The organism is Pseudomonas sp. P4_D7, assembly GCF_056401755.1.
Genome location: NZ_JBFUIR010000124.1, coordinates 1 through 2,869, shown reverse-complemented (window position 1 = coordinate 2,869; position 2,869 = coordinate 1). Strand labels below are relative to the sequence as shown.

Below are 2,869 nucleotides of genomic sequence, written 5' to 3'. Positions count from 1 at the left end.
GGCCCAGGTCATCATCCGGTGCATGAGGTCCATGCCGAAGTCGTGGATCTTGTCGTTGAGATAATCGTAGACAAGACGGTAGTAAACGTAATCCGCAATATTTGGCATGTTTGCCTATTTCCAGTGCCGGGCAGGGGGTGCCTGCCGCGAAGTGCGAACCGGTTGGCTCGCTCCTTTTCGAATCGTACTTATTGGAAAGCCGCCTTCATGGCAGCCACATTGACGAGGGTGCCGAGAGGGCTCGGTTGACCATTCATGGCTCGACGAGACAGATTCGACTGCATTTGCAGCAGCATCTGTATCTGCGCGTCTGACTGCTCCATGTCGGTCTTCCAGGTCTTCTCGGCCGTATCCAGGTTGGCCGCATAACGATTCGTGTCGTCAATGATCGCCTGGAGCTTGCCGGGGTCTTCGCCAACGCCTGTTTGGCGATCCTGGCCAATGTGTGCGAGGTCCTTGGTCGCCGTTGAAACGGAAAGGAGATAATCGACCGTCATGTTGTACTTTCGGTTCTTGGTCATGACGATGAGCTGGCAGAGTTGGCGTTGCTGCTTCACGACATCGCCTCCCATGTTCGGTATGAACGCCTGCAGCGCAGTGGTGATGTCGCCGGCGAGGCCTCCACTTACGCCCRGGCACTCGTCATTGATGCCGTAGTCGTCTGGGATTTTGTGGAACTGGTTCTGCAGCGCGAACGACTCGAAGCTGAGGCTCTGAAGCTTGATCAGCTGCTGCTGCCAGAACTGAACCTGAGCGGCGTAATGCTGCACAGTTGCCCCGTACTGCTGCATGGTCTGTGCCCAGCGCTTTGCCTGTTCCGCGTATTCCTTGACTGCCTTCAGGATGGCCGAGTTGTCCTGAGTGAACCACTGAGCCTGGGTCGGTTGAGAGTAAGAGCCTACCGCCAGGGTCATGCCAGTAGCGACGAGGACCTTGAATATCGACGCGGTGAGGGACTTCCGCAAATGCATCTTCGATTTCATTGTGTGAGCGTCCGTTTTCGAGTTTGACACGGGCGCGTTCATGCGGCGCGCCTTGAAGAGTTCGGTGTGGGCCGTGGCGACGATCCGCCAGTGCCACTGCCTTTGCGGTTCTCGTAGAAGGTTTCGAGCCATTGCTCAGGCCGCAGATCATCGGTTGAGACGCCTTCGGCCTCAGCCCGCACCTGCAGCACCTCGTGCATGATCTCGATGTTGTCAGTCGAGGCGGAGATCACCGCGAGGGCGTCGTCCATGCCGCGCAGGTTGAGCTGGCAGACGGCGGACCCGTGGCCCTGCTTGACCAGGAAGCAGCGCGAGCGCTCGTCGAGGCTGACGACCACGTTGTACTCGGCGTCAGTCAGCTTCAGGCCTTCGACATAGTCTTCGCGGCTGGCGTTGGGGTTGGGCAGGAGAATCATGGTCGCGGTCTGCTCCACTAGGGCGGAGGCGATATCGCTGGCCAACGCGTCCTCGGGGCTCTGGGTGGCGAAGATGCCCATGCCGTTCTGCTTGCGAATGGTCTTCTGCTTGTTCTTTGCGAATTCCTTCAGGCCACCCTTGCCGTCGAGGATCTTCCAGAATTCGTCCATGACGTAGATCAGGCGGCGGCCGTCGATCAACTCTTCCAGACGGTGCAGGAGGTAGTTGATGACCGGGGCGCGGACTTCGGGGTTGTCGATGATGTCCGTATAGTCGAAGCCGATGATGTTGGCTTTGCTGAGGTCGACGGTGTCACGAGGATTGTCGAAGACCCAGCCCAGCGCGTTGCCTGCCGTCCACTTGCGCATACGGATGAAGATGCCATCGTCGCCAAGGTTCGGCAAACTCTTCTGGAAGTTGGTCATGTTGCGCAGGTGCATCGGCGTGTCGAGCATGCTTTCGACGGCGCGGAAGATGTCTTCTTCCTCGCGCGAGCTGTAGATGCTCTTGCCGGCCAATACCTTGATCAGGTTGCCGAGGAACTGCACGTTCTCTTCAGTGCGCTCGCACTGGAACGGGTTGAAGCCGGTGGGCTTGCCGTTCTCCAGGGCGAGATAGTTGCCGCCGCAGGCACGAACGAAGATTTCCGCGCCCCGATCCTTGTCAAAGAAGAAGATCGTCGGAGCCGGGTCGAGCTTCTGTACCTGGCTGAGCAGGAAGTTGATCAGCGCCGTCTTACCGGTACCGGATTTGCCGATGACCATGGTGTTGGCGATGGCCTTCTCACCCAGCGAGTTTTCGGCGGGGTGGGTGGCGTGGAAGTTGAAGTAGTACGGCTGGCCGTTCGTCGTCTGCAACGTGGTGACGCAGTCGCCCCAGGGATTCTGGTCCTTCTTGCCGGTCGCGAAGTTATGCAGCGGCGACAGACCGAGGAAGTTGAGCGAGCTGACGTTGGCCAGGCGCGTGCGGTACTTCCAGTTGCCAGGGAACTGGGCATAGAAGGCTGATGTGACCGCGAGGTCTTCCTTCACCGTCACGAAGCCTGCGTTGGATAGTTCGGCGCGGGTCGTGGCGATCTGCTGCGACAGCGCTTCCTGGCTTGGCGCATAGATCGCGATGGTGAAATGATACTCACCCAGGACGAAGTTGCCGGACGCGAGCTGGTCCATGGCGTGGTCGAGCTCGATGATTTGGCTCACGGCTTTGTCGCCGGAGGACACCATCATGCCCTTGGTGCGGTCGAGCGCCTTGAGTGCGTCCTGGYGCCCCATGGGCGTGAACGAGTGGGTGATGACGTACTCGAAATCGAGGAACTTCAGGCCGTTGAGGATGCCCGGGTACGTGGCATCCACGTATTCCTTGAGGTTGAGGATCGCGCCGAAATGATTGACGCCGTTAGGCGTCGTCAGCACGAAGTCGCCGGTCTTCGCCGAGAAACGCTGGCGGCTGACGGGGAGGTAGTCGTACAC

Annotated in this window: 2 protein-coding genes; both read right to left on the bottom strand. The window is 59.2% G+C overall.

What is annotated here, in order from left to right; genetic code table 11:
* Positions 1 to 188: 188 nt before the first annotated feature.
* The gene (locus AC1DVF_RS28865; protein ID WP_477783582.1) at positions 189 to 983 is read right to left on the bottom strand and encodes a hypothetical protein; all 795 of its coding nucleotides are present in this window, start codon (positions 981 to 983) and stop codon (positions 189 to 191) included.
* A gap of 38 nt (positions 984 to 1,021) precedes the next feature.
* Positions 1,022 to 2,869: VirB4 family type IV secretion/conjugal transfer ATPase (locus tag AC1DVF_RS28860; RefSeq protein WP_477783581.1), on the bottom strand; the 1,848-nt coding region annotated here is incomplete at its 5' end.